Raw genomic sequence first — 18303 nt, forward strand, 5'->3', positions numbered from 1 at the left:
ATAATTGGTGGTAACGTTTTTGCGCTTGGCGTTCGTGCGGGATTTTAGGGCACAAAACTGTCAACCCAGCACTAAAGTTGATTTGAAAAACTGAACTTGAATTTAAGCACGTCACCCCGCATGACGCCAAACGCATGTTAGCACTTCGCCCTTCTTTTCTGTCGTGTTTGTTTGCTGTCATTTTGTGTCTGTCTTGGTGCGTTGGCAAAGCAAGCTCTTTTGCAATTTTTGGTCTGTGCGTTGGCTTGTGCGAATTGCAAATGTGCTTGCTTTTAGGGTTGGCTTTCCTTTGGTTTTATAAATATTGAAATTAAGAGTCCTATTCCTACAACTACGTCAATTATATTCCACAATTGTCTGCCAAATGTGATTTTGAAAAACGGTTGAAATAGCAAAGCAAGCCCACCATAAATTATCATTTCTGTCTGTCTGCCTTGTTGGTGTGCTTGATAGGCTAAAATTCCAAATCCAATTAGACCTGCAAATCGAACAAATTGAAAATAACCATAAGGCATGTCTAATAAGCACAACAAAAACAAAACCGCAAGTGATATTTTTATTACAATGTTCACAGAAAGAAAAGTTTTGAAATTCCATAAACGACACTCGCCCCGAAACCTAACAAAAGGACGAATACACCTAAACAACCACTATTTTTCTTCTTGTTTTGGTTTTGTAAATGCTTTAGGAAACCCTGCATTTGTTCATTCATCTTGACTAATAACAGCTGGCTTTGCCTTTAATTCGCCACTTTCAAATTTTATTATTGTTTGTTTAAACTCGTTCCAATCCTTGATACGTGGGGCAGCCGCAAGATAATTTCCTGGGCCCATCATTTGTACATAACCTTCACTGTCCTTTCCAATTTGAGCATCAAATTCAGGCTCCCACCAAACTGCAAATTGTCGTTCGGCATTAGTGTACATAAAAGGGAAGGGAAGCTTAGTTTGCTTGTTACATCGTGGGCAAGTAGCAACATTAATCTTGTTGGACATAACAAGTTCTCTATTTTCTGGGTATTCGCCCCATATTGTACGATACAATGTAAAGTCAAATTGATTGCCACAAGATGGACAAGTGATTTTTGCTTCTAATCTTTTACTCATATTTTAAAAGTTAATTTCGTTTGTAAACTCTTCGTGTTGACCATAGTTATTAAAGTCAATCAAATAATCAATATGATGAGGAAACTTAACAATTAGGGTTTGTTCGTCTATCCTTATCTTAGACTTTGCCAGATGCAAAAACCGCAATTCGTTTTCTTCAATCTTTTCATCAGCTTGAATAATCTTCAATAGGACTTCAATTAAAAGTAACTCTTGATGTTCGTTTAATTCATTGTTAGTTATTTCTTGAAGAAACTGATTAACAGCATTTTTGCCATTACTCTTTATTGCTTCAATATTTTTTTGCAATGGCTCTTCGAACTCATAGCCCATAAAATAAATTTCATTAGCTACAATGCTTTTGATTTCGTTAATTTCTTCTTCCGCAATATTGCCATCGCAAGCCATTGCTATCACGGCTGATTTGAATAGGAAATCTTTAAATTCTGAATTTTTCATGCTATTGATTTTAAAGACCAAAACCGATTCTTGTTGTTGCTTCTTTTTCTGCCCCTCTTGGGAGTAAATTAAGAAGTCCGCTATTGATTTCTGCAAGTCGTTCCCAGTTCCTGCTTTCTATTGCAAAAACTCCTGCATCAACCAAACTTTTCGCTTGGGCTTGGTCATTCATTCTTGTTTGATTGTCTCTGCACCATTTAAAAATACCTACTAAAAACTCCGGTGTTCTCCAACGAATACGGGAAATAATGCTGTACAATTCGTCTGACTTCTCCTGAATTTTCAATGGGCTATTTGTTGAAAAAAATGCACTCTCTTGAGCAACTATGTCGTTAAATGTTTTTCGTTCGTGGTCATTACCGTTTTCGTCCAACATCTTTTCACATTCATCTTTTGTTTCAAAATAATGGGCTTTTACTTGTTGTATTCTCTTATTCTTGGTTGCACTATCAATTTCCTGTGCAATTTTTCTTTTTTTATCTTCTAGTTGGTAGCGCTTGTCCGTAACGTCATCGCTGGTTAAGCTTTCAGTTTCCTCACTGACGCTTTCCATTTCTTTTTTCAATTTGCTCAAGGCACTTGCTGTTTCAAAATCTTCTTTTTCACTTGCTTCTTCAATCTCCAAGTCTAATTTCTCAGAAAGTTCCTCAACTTGTTCTTTCAAAAACTCAACTGGTGTGTGTCTTTCTTTTGGGTTGAAAGTTTGTTTAAACTCTTGGTCAGCCATGTTCAAATAAACTGAAATGATAATATCTCTTGATTCTGAGATTGAAATTGTAATCTCAATATCAGAGCCTTTAGCAATATCTCTTTTTATTTGTGTACCCCGAATTTTCATAAAGCCAATAACTTTATTTGCTTCAGGCAATGCCAAATGAGAACCTTCTAATACATTGATATAAATAAAATCGTCATCGTTTCCTTCAATTAGACCTTTATTTAGAGGAAAACTAATAGCTTGAGAACGTAAAGGAAGAATTGAATTTTTGAAAAAAATCGGCTTTAGTCTGGTCTTGCCTGGGTTATCGTAATCATCTACTTCCAAACATATATCTTCAGGAATTGGCTGTCCGCTAATTCCAAAACCGCTATTGATACCTATGGGCTCAATGTCTGTTTCTACGATATTATTTTGGCTATCGTATACGACAAAAGAAAAGAAATTGAAAGCTCCATCAACCAATGGTAAATCTTCGCTTATTCTCTCTGTCAGTTTCTTTAACCCACTGTCGAAACCTCCATCTTGTCTTGTTATTCTGTATGATAAGCCTTCAGTTTTGCCAGTAACTCTTGCTGAAAAAAGTTCGTCCTTTTCTTTTGATGCTTTGTTATAAGATGTTTTGATAGAAATTGCAGTTGTCGGTTTTACTCCTGTTCCCTTTCCAATTTCTTTAGGCTTTGTAGCTGCATAATAAGCAGCACCAACTGCCACAGCAGTAGTTGGGTCAATTTCACAGTTTACTGGAATTTGTAAAACCTCTTCCACACGACTACGCACATAAGGAATGTATGTAGAACCACCGACCATTAAATTAAATTGCAAATCAGATGGTTTTAATGAATTTCTAGTTAGAATTTGTTTAATCATTTCAATTGTGCCATCTATATTGGATTTGATTAATTCATTGAATTCAGAACGAGTAATAGTTATTTCCATATCAACTTCGTTGCCGTCCTCGTCTTCAAAACCATCAACAACAATTTCTGCAGAAGTTTTAGATGATAAAATGATTTTTGCTTCTTCTGCTCTCCTAAGCAGAACATAATATTTAGCATTTAATTTTCCTGATGCACTTTTCATTTCGTCTTCCAAATTGATAAAGTTGTATTCTTCGGAAATTTTTGGAATCACAAACTTTTCTACAATCATTTGGTCAAAGTCTGCGCCACCTAAAAAATTATCACCCTCGTGGTCTAAAACTTTCATTTCTCCATGCTTTATTTGAATAAGTGCAACGTCAAAAGTTCCTCCTCCCAAATCGTAAACCAACCATTGGCCATCGTTCATTTCTCGTTCTTTCTTCATGTTGGCATAAGCCAAGCTTGCGGCAATTGGTTCTTGCAACAACACAACTTGTTTAAAACCTGCTTGTATACCTGCTTCTTTTGTTGCATTTGATTGTATCGTGTCAAATGAGGCTGGAATGGTTATTACAACAGCATCTAAGTTATCGCCTGTGTTTACAAATGTTTTCAGTTCTTTTAATACTTGAGCTGATAATTCAATCGGAGTTTTGGATTCATTGATTGATTTTATTTTAAAACTTTCCGCAGTTCCCATTTTACGTTTGAAAACACCAACAACACTTTTGGGGTCTTTTTCTAAAAACTCTTTGGCTTTGTTTCCAACTATGATTTTATCTTTTTTGTATGAAACTACAGATGGCAAAGTGTTTCTGCCGTAATCCTGTGGATTTGAAAAGATGATGACTTCACCTTTAATGAATTTAGCAATCGCACTATTGGTTGTGCCTAAATCAATGCCGAAGTTTATTGTATTTTCCATTTGTAAATTTTATTTTAAGAGTTTTTAGATTGAACGATTACAACTGCGGGTTGCACAATTACTTTCATCACTTTATCACTATCCAGATAGGAATAATAAATGATAGGCTTGATTACTTCAACGATTTCAAGATTTTCAACCCCAGTACCTGAAATTGTTGCTTCGCAGTCTGTTCTTGTATCTGTGTAATCTTCTCCCAAAGGATTATGATAGGTTAAACCAATTGTGGAAGAGCCTTTAAAAAATTCTTCTTCCATTATTCCTTTCATTTTGTTTATGTTCCTCTGAATAGAATTTTCTTCTTTCAGATTATTCGCTTTTTTTTCAATTTCAAATATCTGATTGATGAAATCGAGATAAGCTTGGGGAACTTTTACGATTACTTTTTTTATGTCTTGCATATGTATAATTGTTAATTGTTGAAAAATGTTGATTGGTCAATAGAAGATGAAGAAGCATTTCCGCCAGCAACCGTGTAAAGCGTAATCGTTGCCATTGTATATCCTCTGTCGCTGTCTTCAAAATACTCTGTTCCGTCAAATTCTGAAAAATGGACATCTGACTCAAAATTTCCTTTTGTTCCGCAACTGTTGGTTAAGGTTGGATTCCAGTCATTGCCATAGAAAACTCGTATTTTATAAGTGCCTTGTGCGATATTAGACATTGTGAAACTTGAATTTTTTCGGACATATTCATTTCTTATAGTTCTTCCATTATCAATACTGTATAAACATACAATTGCATCTGAACTTCCACCATTATCAATGGTAAGTGTTGCGTTACCACTATATATTCCTTTTCCAAAACAACCATCAAGAGGTGATGCACCATCTTTTAGTTGATTTCCCTTGTATTGGCTTTCTACTGGTGGCGTATATTCTTCAACAGGTGTCGTTGTTGGTGAATTATTCGAATTGTCATTTGAATAATTTGTTGAAGGATTTGTGTAGCTATTGTTTGTAGAACTATCATTGTAAGATGACGAGGAATTATTTGAATTAGAAATTGCAACAATTATTCCTATTACTACAGCAATGCCAATAAGCCATAAACAGCCTGAATTATTGCTTGAACTGGAATTTGAAGTGCTTCTTGTAGTTGTATTAGTCCTTGTTTGTGTTGTTGTTGAAACAGTTCTTTGTCTTACTAAATTAGCAATATCAATTTTGGTCTTTAATTCTGTGAGTTGCTTTTTAGCATCCAAAAGATTTTCTTGTGTTTCTGGTTTCAAACCTGTAATGCTGTTGGCTTTATTGATTAGGTCAATTGAAACGTCAATATTTGAATATGAATTCCATACCTCTACCGACATCGCCCTTAAAGACAGTGCAACTTGATTTTTTATTTCATCAAAAGTTTGTGGCAGTCGATTTACATCAGGAATAGAAATAGAAGAATTGACCCAACTTAAAAGTGAACTAGGGGTTAATGTTTTGTTTTCAATTTCTTCAATTTTACTTTTTGACTGAATGAGATAACCTGCATATTTTCTTAAAATAGGTGCATTCCTTTCTTGTTCAATCCTTTCTTGATTTTTACGTTTAACTATTTCGTAATTATTTTGAAAGGTAGGTTTGTTCAAACCGTCAATGTTTAAAGTTAAAATATGCTCAAGTAAATCTTGGCAGACTTGCGTATTATCAAAGTTGTTCCAAATGGCAACATTTAGATAGTTGATTTCATTGGCAATTTTCAGAATTTGGCTTTGAAAATAATTTGGCAAACAATTTAAAGGTTCAGTTGGGAAATACTCTGTAACCAAATCAACAACTTCGTGAATGTCATCATCATCATAAATACTTTCCTCGTTTTTAATATCGGTTCGAATTTCTGATAATTCTGTAAGTCTGTTTTGTAAAATGTTCGAAACGGTTTTGTATGCTGTATTTACATTACTTTGAGAAACAAGGAAAGAAGTTTTAAGAATAGATTTCAATAGCTCAACATCTTCATCCTCAAAAGCAGTTGAAAGAGCCTTGTCAAACTTTGGTGCATAATATGGACTGATGAAATTTACAAAGTCCGCCAGTTTAAAAATGCTGTCTTGTTTAAAATTGTCAAATAAGCTTTCATTACCATATACCAAGAATTCGTTGAGCTTTTTGTTTGATGTCAAGTATAAATAAAATTCTTTCAAATCGATATTTGAAAGTTCATTAATAGCTCTTTCACAATCGCCTTTTGAAAGTTGAAGTCCATAATAATTGTAATGTCCATCGTCCGATAAGTCAATGTCTGCAAAAAGTCTACGTTTCGCCTTTTTTATTGTGTCGCTATCTATTTGGCTACTGTCCGCCATGTTTGAAAGCTGCAATATTTCTATAGGATTTATGTATTGCATACCGGTTTTCTATTTGTGATTAATGCTTTCAGTATGTGTCAGGGTGGTGGGTGGGCTTGGGTGCGATTGGGCAAAATTAAATGTGCTGCAAAAGCGTTGGCTTGTGTTTCGGCTTGCAGCTCTTTTAATTTTGCGAAGGGTTGCCATTTTATCTGTCATTTTACTGTTCGTTTGTTATTGGTTGTGTCGTCTTTTAGGGTGAGTGCTAACGTTTTTGCGCTTGGCGTTCGTGCGGGATTTCAGGGCACAAAANTAGAAAAATAGAAAAATAGAAAAAAGGGTGGAAAGCGAATCCCGAAAGCTATCGGGACCAACTTCTAAAAAAAGTCTTCAACAAGTTCAGTCACCAACGAATTGTGGGTTTGGGCGGGCAAAACGATACGTTAAACGGTGATTGAAACGAAGTCACTTTTTTAAAAGTAAATTCAATTTCGGGTTAGGGATAGCAGCAGAAATGAAAGTGCGCCGTGGGTAGTTTTTGCCGCTGGAAAACGGCGACCTCAGAAGCCGGTTTACGGAGTGCAAAAACACCCGTTCGGCGTGCTTGAATTGCCGCGAATAGCCCGACGGCGCCGGAGGAACGACCCGCCGGAATCCCCAAATTATTCTCATTTAAATTTTTATCTGTGAAGGTGCGCAGCCAAACTGATTTTTGAACGCTTTACTGAAGGCTGCTGTGTCGGCAAATCCGGTTAATAGAGCAACCTGACTTACTTTTTCGCCTTGCAACAAGAGTAGTTTGGCGTGTAGGAGTCTTTTTTTGATGAGATACTGAAAAGGCGTTACCAAAAATGCGGATTTAAAACGGCGGATGAAATCGTATTTCGACATGCAAGCGAGTTGCGTAAGCTCGGTTATGGTTATGACTTTCAAGAAGTTATCGTCGATATACATTTTTGCATTGAGCAAATTGCGGAATACGGTTTCGTTGACTAGTTGCTTTTTGTACCGCAGCTTAGAAAACTGTTCGAAAATGATTGATTGGTCGCGTACGATACTTTCGCCGATGCTGTAGAACAGTTCGTGTGAGAGCAAGCTGTTTTGATTTTCGACCAGCAGCAGCCGCGAGAGCTTGTTTAATTGATCTCCGAGATGGGTGTGTTGTGCTTTATACTTGTTAATCAGGAATTTGTCGGATAGAATAAAGTTTCTGAAGTCGGTGGTGTCGAAAATACTGTCGGTTATTTCGGTAATAATTTCCGGTGCAATATCGATGCAGAGTCCGACGGTTTGTTGATTTATGTGTACCTCGCTGTATTGGTTGTTGTTCCCGATAACGTATTCGCCTTGTTTTACGAGGAATTTCTTTCCGTTGATGACGTACGTTTTGGCTCCTGAAACCACGAATTTTGCAGCTATTTGATTGAAATGCGTACTACCTGCAAAATTATCAAAAGCAGATATTCGAATTTGGTTGTTTAGCGTGTCGCTATAAACGTGTTTGTTCATCGTTGTCGGATTACAAAACATTAGTAGTTTATGTGCTAAAAATGTAACAGCATCTTGCCGTGAATCTGTATTTTTTCCGGATGAAAATCGGGTGGTTTTGGTTTTAAAACTTTACGTTTTTAAGTTTTCGAGTAGTATTGAAAACGTTTTTCTACGTGCAGTAACCTTAGGGTTGAAATTTCTCCAAAGTAAATGAATGGCTTGATTTTCGGCTAGTTCCGGAGTTCGAATACAGCGTTCTACACCTTTTTTGATTACGGTGCGGTAAAACTCCGACATGATTAAGGCAGTTACTCCTTTATTTTGGTATTCTGGTGCTATGCCTATCAAGTAAAAAACAGCGTCTTTACTAGATTTTCTTGCCTTTAGTAAATGAAATATACCAAAAGGGAACAACTTTCCGTTTGCTTTTTGCAAAGCTTGAGCGTAGCCAGGCATAACAATCGCGAAAGCAATCATTTGGTTTTGGCTATTGAAAACAAACTTGATGTATTCTGGATTGATGAACGAAATATACTTTTTCTTAAAAAATTCTTTCTGCCGCTCCGATACAGCTACAAACGACGCTAAATTTTTATACGACTCGTTAAACAAATCGAACATTTGATCTACATATGGCATGATGTCTGCCGTGCGGTCGAAATTTTTAGAATACACGCCGTAGCGTTTTTTAACCAATTCTTCGCCGCGATATAATGGTTCGGGATCTACGTCCTTGACGAGAAACGTACTTTCTATGTATTCTTTCTCTGTTTGGAAGCCAAGCTGCTCTAAATGTGTGATATAATACGGAGCGTTGTACCAAGTTACGGCAGTACCCAATTCATCGTAACCAAAAGTTAAGGCACCTACTTTATCGAGGTTTGAAAATCCGATGGGTCCTTCTACCATAGCAAGTTGGTGTTTTCGACCGAGTTCGTAAACTTTTTGCAACAAGGCTTTGGTGACTTCGATATCGTCGATGACATCAAACCAACCGAAGCGTACTTTCGATTTTTTCTGTTCGTTTACTTCTTGCCAATTGACGATCGCAGCCAAACGTCCAACGATTTCTTTTCCGCGGTAAGCGAGATAAAATTGCGCTTCTGCATGATCGAAAGCCGGATTGTTTTTTTTGTCGAATGCCGCTAGTTCATCGTTTATTAAAGGTGGAACGAAGTAGGGATTATCGCGATACAATTTCATCGGAAATTTGACAAAATCAGTAAGCTCGCTTTTGCTTATCGCTTCTTTAACAGTAATCATAGGTGCTATTTAGTTCCAGTGGGTTGAGGTACAGTTTTTTCACCTTTTTTTCCCTTCTTTTTCTTTTTCTTTTTTCCTTTTTTGTCCTTGTCTTTATCTTTTCCAGATCGAATCAGAACCGGTTTGTAGTTGTCGTCAAAACGCCAAGCAATACCAACACTCGCATAGAATACAGTCGGTGTATCTTTTAGATTAGCGGTAATTGAACCATCTAATTGTATATTTTCCTTCACTAAATAGGCAGCACCGCTTCGAAACAGTACGTCGGCGTAGAAGTCGCTACTGTAAATCTGACTTTCGAGAAATCCGCTCCACTTTTCTGAAAATCCGCGTGTAAGAGTAATTACGCCGCCAAGCGATGGATAATCGGTAGTTACTTTATCAGCGATGATATTGGTAACTAAAACCAAGCCGCCACTGAATTGATTTTGTGTGATTACCATAAGTTTTGGCGAAATAATGGGGTCCGATTCGAAAGTATACGGATTGTCGAAGTTCAAATTAACACCACCATACACCGCTACGGCCGGGATTAACTGCCGCCATTTGAATTTATATTTAGCTTTCCAACTTTTAACGTTCGGCTTTTCCTCGTAGTTTTTGTAGGGATCGTACAACAGGTATTTCGCACCAATGATGGTCGATTTCAACGAGCGTCGGTTTTCAGTTCCAAACGGCGTGACAAATTGATCGCCTTGGTATTGTGTTTCGAAAATCCCTTCTAATTCTTCCTTGTAAATTCCCCAGCGTAAAACCGCTTCCAGACCCAAACCTGTAGAGGTTGTTTGTAATAAATTGTGTTCTTCTCGAAAAAAATACGTGCCACCTTCGGCTTGAACAACCGATTTACCGACAGAAAATGCTGCCATCGATTTTCCAGGACGGTTTGAGTTTATGACATCAGTAAATTGTCCGTGAGCGAGAACAACTGTTAAAAGGGCAAGAAGGAGCAGACGGTTTCTAAGCATGAGACCTTTGTTTAAGCGTAGTTTCAAAAGTATCATTTTTATTATTTATTTAAGAAGTAAAAGGAGAGATAAATTTTGCGATTGTTTAATTTTGTCGTATATATTCAAGCGTATGGAAACCGCCTCTTTTACTGGTTTTATTAAAACCCTATTTTGGATCGTTGTATTTTATTATGCGTTTCGACTCATCGTTCGTTTGCTTTTACCTTATGCAATGAAAAAAGTAGTTGAAAAAGCGGCAACGCAATTCCAAAACCAACAACAAGCGTATCAGCAACAACAGCAAACGTATCAAAATCAGGCGCAATCCAACCAGAAACCGCGCGAAACCAAAAAGGTAGGGGAGTATGTAGACTTTGAGGAAATTGACTAAGTTTGCCTGACAATTTTCCGACCTGCTAAGGTTCAGTAAACGCTGAAAACTACATGAAAATACTTCAAAAATTCGTTCCGCATTTTATTGCGCTCTTGTTCTTTGTTATAGCCGCACTTATTTATTGTTATCCCGTCTTGCAACGAAAAACCGTATACCAATCGGATATCGTTCAATATACCGGAATGGCTAAAGAACAAAACGATTTTCGAGCCACCAACGACCAAGAACCTTACTGGACAAACGCTGCTTTTGGCGGAATGCCTACCTATCAGCTCGGCGCCAATTATCCGCATAATTACGTAAAGAAATTAGATTCAGTTATCCGATTTTTACCGCGACCAGCAGACTACATTTTTCTCTACTTTTTAGGATTTTACACCTTAATTGTTGCATTGGGAATCGATTACCGCAAAGGCATCATCGGTGCGTTAGCGTTCGGATTTTCAACCTATTTAATCGTAATTCTCAATGTGGGTCACAACGCAAAAGCGCATGCCATTGCTTACATGCCGCTCGTGCTCGCTGGACTAATTTGGGTATTTCGCGGAAAACGTACACTCGGATTTGTTGTAAGCACTTTGGCTATCGCACTCGAGATTAACGCGAACCACTTCCAGATGACGTATTATCTGCTGTTTTTGCTGGCAGCGGTGGCAATCTACTACATTTACGAATTCGCTAAACAAAAGGAATACAAACCCCTGTTCATCAATTTCGGAATTCTTTTAGGTGCTGGGATCTTAGCCCTTGGCGCCAATGCAGCTGGCGTGTTGGCTACTGCAGAATACACCGATTGGAGTATACGTGGAAAAAGCGAACTCACTTTTAAAGCCGAAGGATCCAAGAATACTTCGGACGCGGCTATGGAGTATGAATACATCACCGAATACAGTTACGGTATCGGCGAGAGTTTAAATTTAATTGTTCCACGATTGTTCGGCGGCAGCAATAGTGAATCTTTAGACGAAAATTCGGCAGTTGTCGACCAGCTTCAAAAAACACAAATAGCCGAAAATCAATACATTCCAAAAGAACAAGCGATTGAGTATGCCAAAGAAGGAATGCCAACGTATTGGGGCGATCAACCAATTGTGGCAGCACCGGCCTATATCGGCGTTACCGTTTTCTTTTTGGCATTACTTGCCTTGTACTACGATCAACGTAAGATCAAATACGCTTTTTTAGCTGCATCTTTGCTTAGTTTGTTCTTATCATGGGGAAAAAACCTGGATTTTCTTACCCGCTTTTTTGTCGATTATGTTCCGTTGTACGACAAGTTTAGAGCAGTTTCTTCCATCCAAGTGGTGCTAGAATTATGTATGCCTTTACTCGCAGTAATGGGCTTACAAACCTTTTGGAAACTCGATGCGGCGCAGCAGCAAAAAGCAGTTATTAAAACCGGCGGAACCGTTTTGGCTATTTTATTGCTCATCTTTGGTGGCAAGTACTTTTTGGAATTCACTACCGTTAAAGACGACGAGCTGGTGACGCAATTAGGCGCTGAGATTGTGGCTGCCTTACGCAAAGACCGAGAAGCCATGTACACCACCGATACGCTAAAAGCCATCGGATTAACGGCAGTCCTTGCAGGAATTTTGTGGCTCTTTGTGAAGCAAAAGTTGAAATCGGCTACCGCACTTTCTTTAATTGGATTGCTGATTTTAGTCGATTTAATTTCGGTAGACAAACGTTATTTAAACGCCGATAATTTTGTTCCGGGAATCAAAATGCGCGAGCCTTTCGAGCGTACTTCAGCCGACTCAGAGATTTTAGCCGATAGCACCGTTTTTAGAGTTTACGACATTCAAGGACGTTTAAATGCACGAGCATCTTATTTCCATAAATCGGTGGGTGGCTATTCGGCGGTGCGACCGCGTCGTTACGATCAATTGTTTGAATTTGGTGTAGAGCGCGATTTGCAAAAATGGGCATCGCAAATAAATCCAGAAACAGGTTTGTTGGGCATCGATTATCCGGTGTTGAGTGCGCTAAACGTAAAATACGTTTTGATTCCGACAGAACAAGGCGAAGTTGTAGTCGGAAATCCGTTTGCCTACGGAAATGCTTGGTTTGTGAAGTCGATTGTTCCTGCAAAATCGGCCGACGAAGAGTTTAGAGCTACGCTGAATTCCAATCTGCGCCAAACCGCCATTTTAGCGAGTTCTGATGCGAAAGCTCTTGCTGGGAAAACCATTTCGGCCGACAGTCTGTCGCAAATCCGTTTAACTTCCGCGAAAGCTTATACACCAAATAAAATCACGTACCAATCGAATAACGCAAGCGACGGATTTGCCGTTTTTTCCGAATCGTTTTACAAAGACGGCTGGACAGCAAAGATCGATGGAAAAGAAGCACCGATTTACCGTGCTAATTATGTGTTACGCGGATTGTTTATTCCAAAAGGTGCCCACCAAATTACTTTTGAGTTCAAACCAAAAGTGGTTGAAACCGGCGGAACGATTTCGCTAATAAGCACAATCATCCTGCTCTTGATTTTGGGAATCGTAGGATTCAAATACGCTAAAGAATCAAAAAAGTAAACTTATGAGCGCGCAGCGAAAAGTACTAATCGTTGCTTATTACTGGCCGCCTGCGGGAGGGCCTGGCGTTCAGCGTTGGTTAAAGTTTGCGACTTACTTACGCGAATTTGGTTACGAACCTATATTGTACGTGCCCGATAATCCTACATATCCGATTATCGACTCCGGCTTGTTGGATGAAGTTCCGCACGATATTCGCGTCGTTAAGAAGGCAATTTCCGAGCCGTACAAATTTGCAGCTTGGTTTTCTTTAAAGCGTACCCGAAAAATAAGTAGCGGCCTTATCCCCAAAAAGCAATCGCTGAAAGACAAGATTTTATTGTGGATTCGCGGAAACTTATTCATTCCCGATGCACGTGTTTTGTGGGTAAAACCCTCGGTAGAATTTCTCGAACAATTTATTCAAGAAGAACATATTAAGCTAGTAATTACAACCGGACCGCCGCATTCGTTACATCTGATCGGAGCAAAACTAAAAGAGCGTAAACCCAATGTAACGTGGATGGCCGATTTTCGCGATCCGTGGACTACCATTGGTTATCACAAAGATTTATTACTCACCTCTTGGGCAGCTAACAAACACAAAAAACTAGAAAAGTACGTGCTCGATACCGCCGACCATTTGTTGGTAACGAGTTCGGGAACAAAAACAGAGTTTCAAGCTGTTACAAAAACACCTATCTCGTTTATAACCAATGGTTTTGATTCGTATGAAATACAGCGAATTCCGTTAGATGAAAAGTTTAGTATGGCACACATCGGTTCGTTCTTAGCCGATCGAAATCCAGAAATTCTTTGGCAAGTCTTAGCCGAGCTTATTCAAGAAAACGCAGCTTTTGAAAAAGCATTCGAGCTAAAAATCATCGGCGCGGTATCGCCAATTGTTGTCGAAAGCATCAAGAAAAATAAGCTCGCCGACTACGTAACGCTACTGGGCTATCTGCCACATCTCGAAGCAGTTAAACAGCAACGCGCCTCGCAAGTATTGCTCCTTATCGAAATCGACCGTCCTGAAAGTAAAGTTATTATTCCTGGTAAGCTTTTCGAATATTTAGCCGCACAGCGTCCGATTTTAGCCATCGGACCCGAAGGCGCCGATTTTCGCTCGATACTTGATGACGCCTCCGCCGGCCGATTTTTTAATTATTCGAACAAACAAGCACTTAAAGAATACATACAATCCCTTTTTTCCGACTTTCAAGCTGGTAAGTTATTTGTAGAAACAAAAGATATTGAGCAATTTAGCAGAAAATCGCTTACTAAAAAACTCGCAGCTTTGCTCGATACGTTATGGGAATCGTAATTAAACAGTCGTCCGGGAATTTTGTCATTACCTATTTCGGTTTTGCTATTGGCGCTGTAAATGCGTTGTTTCTCTACACCAATTTTCTAGATCAAGAGTATTACGGTTACACGCAGTATTTATTGTCGGCAGCAAACATTTTAATGCCTTTTATGGCATTTGGCGTGCATTCGAGTTTGATTCGCTTTTTTAGTCGCTGTACTTCTGAAAAGGAAAAAGACCAATTGCTGAGTTTTGTAGTCCTGTTGCCCTTGCTTATCAGTTCGATTGTGGCAGTGCTTTACGGCTTTTTCAGCGAAGCTTTTGTTACGCATTTTTTGAGTCCGAACATGGATGTTTCTAAATACCTCTGGATGATTCCCGTCGTCGGACTCGCCATGGCCTATTTCGAGATTTTTTATGCCTATGCAAAAGTTCATTTGCGTTCAAACCTCGGGAATTTCCTCAGTGAAGTTTTAGTGCGCTTGCTGGCCATGCTTCTTTTAATCGGCGTGCATTATAATTGGCTTTCCACCGAACAGTTTCTCTACGGATTAGTTATAGCGTACGTTCTACAAACCGTGTGCATGTTTGTTTATGCCGTGTCGATGCGGCCGTTGCGCTTCCGAATCGGATTTCCACACAACCGAAACGAGATTTTACAGTTTTCGGCATTTATTATCGTTTCAGGAAGCATCGCCACGCTGCTTATAGATCTCGATAAACTCATGATTCCACGTTTTAGCTCGCCAGAAGCAGTTGCTATTTATGGCGTTGCAGGTTTTATTTCCACCGTTATTGCAGTTCCGGCGCGCGCCATGAATCATATCACGTATCCGCTTACGGCGCAATTAATCGGTGCTGAAAAATGGGACGAGCTTCGCAGCCTGTACAAAAAGAGTGCACTCACTTTACAAATCATTGGCGGATTGGTTTTGTTAGGTATATTTCTAAATATCAATCAATTATATTTAATTATCCCAGCAGGATACGAAACCGGATATTGGTCGGTGATCTTAGTCGGATTAGCAAAATTCTACGACGTGATTTTAGGAAATAATAACGCCATTTTGGTAAACACGAAACATTATAAATGGGCTTTAGCTTTCGGAATGGGGGTAGTTGTACTTATGATCTTTTTTAACCTTTGGCTCATCCCCATTTATGGCATAACCGGTGCTGCACTTGCAACCTTACTCAGTGTAGCTATCTACAATACGGTAAAGTTACTTTTTGTTGTGCGTAAGTTACAGATGTCGCCGTTCTCCACAGCCACAATCAAAAGCTTTGCAATTATCGGAGTAACTTTTGCACTGTTTTTCGGTTGGGATTTCAAATTCCATCCAGTTATAAACATTTGCTGTAAGTCGGCAATGATCACGGTTTTCTACGTTTTTGTAGTACTTCGCTGGAACGTATCTCCTGAAATTTCGGCGGCCTTTAACGGATTTCTCCACAAATTTAAAAAGTGATTTTTTTGGGCAATACGCGGCAAAAGTGCTTTGTCAATAACGAGCAAACCGCCGCGCCCGGGCTGTCCGCTGTATCTTTTAGTTCCGCTTCGCTCCACTAAAAGGATATCGCTTCCATCCCTATTGCGAAGTAACGTCTTTGAAAAACGTTCGGTTTTTACCGAAAAATCAACGCAATAATCAACAGAATCCACGTTATAGAAATACAGATTAAATGAAACGCTCGTGTTTTTGCTTGTCGAGATGATCCAGCAAGCTTCTTGGCTAAAACCGAAACTATCCTCAGCAATTTAACTACCTTTGATAGTAAATTTCAACAAATAGTTTTGAAACAGTTCGCCTCATATATCACTTTTTTACTACTCGTTTTTTCTTCTGCGAAAGCGCAAGAACGCATCGACTTTTATTTCAAAACAGGAAAAGCTACTTTCGAACCCGTCGAACAAAATCGCCTCGAACAGTTTATCCAAAAAAATACCACAGTTAAAATTGTCTCGATCAGTGGCTTTACCGACGAAGTAGGTTCGGCACAAGCCAACAACAAACTAGCTAAAGCACGAGTGCAAACCGTAGTCGATATTCTAAATAATCGAATTCTTACACGAACCGATTTCAGAACCAACAATTTCGGCGAAAAATTTGCACAAGGTCTGGGCGAAAATGCTCTCAATCGAAAGGTTTCTATTCTATATCTTAAAGAAGCCGACATCCCTCGGGAAGAAGAAATTTTAGGTCTAAAACCAAAATCATCAGAACTTATTGCTCCGGTTGTTCCCACTTCGGCACCTAAATTCCCTGAAGTACTTCGTTTTAAAAATATCGACGGTTCAGTTAGCGAGTTTTCGCTCGATACAATAGCTATGAAAAGCATCTACGAAGCACGAGTAGGAGAGAAGCTGAAACTAAAAAATCTAGAATTTAAAATTAATACCTTTATGATCGAGCCGCGATCATATGGGGCATTGTATGAATTGCTAACCGTGATGCAATCCAAACCCAGTTTGAAAATTCAAATTCAGGGACATATTTGTTGCATGCCCAACGATTCGCGCGACCTTTCCACACAGCGTGCCAAAGCAATATCTAATTTTTTGCAAATGAATGGCATAGACAAATCGCGTTTGTCTTACAAAGGCCTCGGTGTCACAAAACCCATCTATCCCATTCCAGAAAAAAACGAAGAAGAACGTGCCGCAAATCGTAGAGTCGAATTTGAAATCATAGCAAACTAATGAAACTACTGTATTACTTGCTTTTATTCTGCGGAAGCTGCATAGCACAGGAAGTCGACATTTATTTCGATTTCAATAAATACGATATTAACATGCAGGCAAAACAAACATTAGAGTTGTTTACGCAATCGTACAAAGACGCGCTAATTGTCGAGCTCAGAGGTTATTGCGATCATGTGGGCAGCGATGCTTATAACGATACGCTAGCCATGAAACGCATTCGAGCAGTACAAAACGCCCTGCGCGAACTTAAATTCAACGTTCCTGATAAAACTACGATAAAATCCTACGGCGAGCGTTTTGAACAATTGCCGGAACAAAGTGCCAACCGCAAGGTAAGTATCGTTTATAAAATTCCCGAAAAAGTCGCTGTAAAGTCGGAATTATCAGAATTTCGAAAGTCAACACGCAACGCAAAAGTCGGCGATATTATCAAGCTTCCGGGTATGAATTTCTTCAACAACAGCGCAAAAATGTTACCAAAATCGGTTCCTACGTTGGAAGAATTGCTGTGCATTTTAGAAGAAAATCCGAATTTACACATCGAAATCCAAGGTCATATTTGCTGTCAGAGAGAACGTGATGTAAGCGACATTTCGACAGCAAGAGCTCGTGCCGTTTTCAATTACCTGATTCAAAAAGGAATCAATCGAAAACGACTCACCTACAAAGGCTACGGCATAAGTAGGCCCATTCATAAAATACCCGAAAAATCGGAACTGGAGGAAGAAGAAAATCGCCGTGTAGAAATAAGAATTGTCAAGATCTAACAAAAAAGCCGCTCAAAAAGCGGCTTTAGTTTTTATTTTTCCAACATACTCTTCTTTTTTTCCAGTACACTTTGCTGAGGCTTTGGCGGAATAACCTCTCCTTTTATTTTCAGGGCAATGATACCTCCTTCGTAATTTACTGCATTCGATTCTACCGTAATTGTTTTGCGAATCGGCCCGGGATTCATGTTATACTTCACTTGAATTTTATCCGACTTTCCCGGTAAAATTGGGTCGGTAGGCTTCGTCGGAACGGTGCAACCGCAGGTCGACTTCACATTCGTAATAATCAATGGTTGATCACCGGTATTAGTAAATACAAACGTTCGAATACCGTTATCGGTTTCTTTCGAAACTTCGCCGTAATCAATTGTATTGTCTTTGGCTTCAAATTCAATTATCGGCCCTTTTTGCGCCATACCTGCTACAGCAAAAAGCAGTACGAGTAGAGTTGAGGTAAAGTGCTTCATCTTTTATTTTTTTGTGTCGTAAATGTAAAAGTTCTTCCGCTATTTGTATCGATTAAGAGTTAAAATTTTATTCTTAAAATCGTACTT

The 18303-nt window shown here is 38.9% G+C and carries 16 protein-coding genes; 6 read left to right on the forward strand and 10 right to left on the reverse strand.

Features of this window, described 5'->3' with window-relative positions; all coding sequences use genetic code 11:
• Window positions 1–272 precede the first annotated feature (272 nt).
• From CHX27_RS11470 to CHX27_RS11515, 9 genes are all read right to left on the reverse strand, one after another.
• Window positions 273–572, reverse strand: coding sequence for a DUF6804 family protein (locus CHX27_RS11470; RefSeq protein WP_094485472.1), 300 nt, complete (start codon window positions 570–572; stop codon window positions 273–275).
• A 132-nt stretch (window positions 573–704) separates the two neighbouring features.
• The gene (locus CHX27_RS11475) at window positions 705–1106 is read right to left on the reverse strand and encodes a CpXC domain-containing protein (RefSeq protein WP_094485471.1); all 402 of its coding nucleotides are present in this window, start codon (window positions 1104–1106) and stop codon (window positions 705–707) included.
• Between the two features lie 3 nt (window positions 1107–1109).
• Complete coding sequence (locus CHX27_RS11480) at window positions 1110–1565, reverse strand: TerB family tellurite resistance protein (RefSeq protein WP_094485470.1); 456 nt, start codon at window positions 1563–1565, stop codon at window positions 1110–1112.
• Between the two features lie 10 nt (window positions 1566–1575).
• The gene (locus tag CHX27_RS11485) at window positions 1576–4071 is read right to left on the reverse strand and encodes an Hsp70 family protein (protein WP_094485469.1); all 2496 of its coding nucleotides are present in this window, start codon (window positions 4069–4071) and stop codon (window positions 1576–1578) included.
• A gap of 14 nt (window positions 4072–4085) precedes the next feature.
• Window positions 4086–4472 carry a hypothetical protein gene (locus tag CHX27_RS11490; RefSeq protein WP_094485468.1) on the reverse strand — a complete coding sequence of 129 codons (387 nt, stop codon included), beginning with the start codon at window positions 4470–4472 and terminating at the stop codon, window positions 4086–4088.
• 11 nt (window positions 4473–4483) lie between these two features.
• Complete coding sequence (locus CHX27_RS11495) at window positions 4484–6412, reverse strand: hypothetical protein (protein WP_133063411.1); 1929 nt, start codon at window positions 6410–6412, stop codon at window positions 4484–4486.
• 612 nt (window positions 6413–7024) lie between these two features.
• The gene (locus tag CHX27_RS11505) at window positions 7025–7861 is read right to left on the reverse strand and encodes a helix-turn-helix transcriptional regulator (RefSeq protein ID WP_165764505.1); all 837 of its coding nucleotides are present in this window, start codon (window positions 7859–7861) and stop codon (window positions 7025–7027) included.
• A gap of 111 nt (window positions 7862–7972) precedes the next feature.
• The gene (locus CHX27_RS11510) at window positions 7973–9106 is read right to left on the reverse strand and encodes a GTP cyclohydrolase (protein WP_094486921.1); all 1134 of its coding nucleotides are present in this window, start codon (window positions 9104–9106) and stop codon (window positions 7973–7975) included.
• 5 nt (window positions 9107–9111) lie between these two features.
• On the reverse strand, window positions 9112–10101 hold the full coding sequence (locus tag CHX27_RS11515) for a transporter (RefSeq protein WP_243388993.1): 990 nt from the start codon (window positions 10099–10101) through the stop codon (window positions 9112–9114).
• Between the two features lie 85 nt (window positions 10102–10186).
• Between CHX27_RS11515 and CHX27_RS11520 the strand changes: the two genes are divergently transcribed.
• The 6 genes from CHX27_RS11520 to CHX27_RS11545 all read left to right on the forward strand — a co-directional run bounded on the left by CHX27_RS11520 (window position 10187) and on the right by CHX27_RS11545 (window position 17746).
• Window positions 10187–10447, forward strand: coding sequence for a DUF4834 family protein (locus CHX27_RS11520; RefSeq protein ID WP_094486922.1), 261 nt, complete (start codon window positions 10187–10189; stop codon window positions 10445–10447).
• A 53-nt stretch (window positions 10448–10500) separates the two neighbouring features.
• The gene (locus tag CHX27_RS11525) at window positions 10501–12990 is read left to right on the forward strand and encodes a YfhO family protein (RefSeq protein ID WP_094486923.1); all 2490 of its coding nucleotides are present in this window, start codon (window positions 10501–10503) and stop codon (window positions 12988–12990) included.
• A gap of 4 nt (window positions 12991–12994) precedes the next feature.
• Window positions 12995–14293, forward strand: a complete 1299-nt coding sequence (locus tag CHX27_RS11530) for a glycosyltransferase family 4 protein (RefSeq protein WP_094486924.1) — start codon at window positions 12995–12997, stop codon at window positions 14291–14293.
• Window positions 14281–15744 (forward strand): oligosaccharide flippase family protein, encoded by a 1464-nt coding sequence (locus CHX27_RS11535; protein WP_094486925.1) that lies wholly within the window; start codon window positions 14281–14283, stop codon window positions 15742–15744. Before CHX27_RS11530 ends, CHX27_RS11535 begins: the two co-directional genes overlap by 13 nt.
• 326 nt (window positions 15745–16070) lie before the next feature.
• A complete protein-coding gene (locus CHX27_RS11540) occupies window positions 16071–16976 on the forward strand; it encodes an OmpA family protein (RefSeq protein ID WP_243388994.1) in 906 nt (301 codons plus the stop codon).
• Window positions 16976–17746, forward strand: coding sequence for an OmpA family protein (locus tag CHX27_RS11545; RefSeq protein WP_094486926.1), 771 nt, complete (start codon window positions 16976–16978; stop codon window positions 17744–17746). Before CHX27_RS11540 ends, CHX27_RS11545 begins: the two co-directional genes overlap by 1 nt.
• 32 nt (window positions 17747–17778) lie before the next feature.
• Here CHX27_RS11545 and CHX27_RS11550 read toward each other — a convergent pair whose 3' ends face one another.
• On the reverse strand, window positions 17779–18216 hold the full coding sequence (locus CHX27_RS11550) for a DUF1573 domain-containing protein (protein WP_094486927.1): 438 nt from the start codon (window positions 18214–18216) through the stop codon (window positions 17779–17781).
• Window positions 18217–18303 lie beyond the last annotated feature (87 nt).

It is taken from the genome of Flavobacterium aurantiibacter (genome assembly GCF_002251775.1).
Taxonomy (GTDB): Bacteria; Bacteroidota; Bacteroidia; order Flavobacteriales; family Flavobacteriaceae; genus Flavobacterium; species Flavobacterium aurantiibacter.

Coding starts and splice junctions, on each gene's coding strand:
- CHX27_RS11480 (WP_094485470.1), bottom strand. CDS start 1,565: ATGAAAAATTCAGAATTTAAAGATTTCCTATTCAAATCAGCCGTGATA.
- CHX27_RS11495 (WP_133063411.1), bottom strand. CDS start 6,412: ATGCAATACATAAATCCTATAGAAATATTGCAGCTTTCAAACATGGCG.
- CHX27_RS11535 (WP_094486925.1), top strand. CDS start 14,281: ATGGGAATCGTAATTAAACAGTCGTCCGGGAATTTTGTCATTACCTAT.
- CHX27_RS11550 (WP_094486927.1), bottom strand. CDS start 18,216: ATGAAGCACTTTACCTCAACTCTACTCGTACTGCTTTTTGCTGTAGCA.
- CHX27_RS11475 (WP_094485471.1), bottom strand. CDS start 1,106: ATGAGTAAAAGATTAGAAGCAAAAATCACTTGTCCATCTTGTGGCAAT.
- CHX27_RS11485 (WP_094485469.1), bottom strand. CDS start 4,071: ATGGAAAATACAATAAACTTCGGCATTGATTTAGGCACAACCAATAGT.
- CHX27_RS11490 (WP_094485468.1), bottom strand. CDS start 4,472: ATGCAAGACATAAAAAAAGTAATCGTAAAAGTTCCCCAAGCTTATCTC.
- CHX27_RS11505 (WP_165764505.1), bottom strand. CDS start 7,861: ATGAACAAACACGTTTATAGCGACACGCTAAACAACCAAATTCGAATA.
- CHX27_RS11520 (WP_094486922.1), top strand. CDS start 10,187: ATGGAAACCGCCTCTTTTACTGGTTTTATTAAAACCCTATTTTGGATC.
- CHX27_RS11530 (WP_094486924.1), top strand. CDS start 12,995: ATGAGCGCGCAGCGAAAAGTACTAATCGTTGCTTATTACTGGCCGCCT.
- CHX27_RS11545 (WP_094486926.1), top strand. CDS start 16,976: ATGAAACTACTGTATTACTTGCTTTTATTCTGCGGAAGCTGCATAGCA.
- CHX27_RS11510 (WP_094486921.1), bottom strand. CDS start 9,106: ATGATTACTGTTAAAGAAGCGATAAGCAAAAGCGAGCTTACTGATTTT.
- CHX27_RS11525 (WP_094486923.1), top strand. CDS start 10,501: ATGAAAATACTTCAAAAATTCGTTCCGCATTTTATTGCGCTCTTGTTC.